Annotated in this window: 1 protein-coding gene; it reads left to right on the top strand. The window is 65.5% G+C overall.

From position 1 onward, the window contains the following. Positions 1 to 287 (top strand): DNA gyrase subunit A (locus E0702_RS16850; protein ID WP_306766933.1); only part of this gene is annotated, 287 nt, incomplete at both ends.

The following is a 287-nucleotide window of genomic DNA, read 5'->3' as shown; positions in this document are numbered from 1 at the left end:
CCCCACAACCTCTCCGAGGTGGTGGATGCCCTGGTGGCCATGATCGACAACCCCGGAATCACCCTCGAGGAGGTCATGCGCTACCTCCCCGGCCCCGACTTCCCCACCGGGGGGAAGCTCTCCCGGAAAGGCATCCAGGAGGCCTACGCCACGGGACGGGGAAGCCTCAAGGTGCGGGCCAAGGTACGGATTGAGGAGAAGGGCCAAAGGCCCATGCTGGTGGTCACGGAAATCCCCTACCAGGTCAACAAGGCGGGCCTCATCGCCCAGATCGCCGCCCTGGTCAA

Source organism: Halomonas marinisediminis, assembly GCF_004347715.1.
GTDB classification, from domain to species: domain Bacteria; phylum Pseudomonadota; class Gammaproteobacteria; order Pseudomonadales; family Halomonadaceae; genus Halomonas; species Halomonas icarae.
This window is presented reverse-complemented; position numbering and strand designations above follow the sequence as displayed.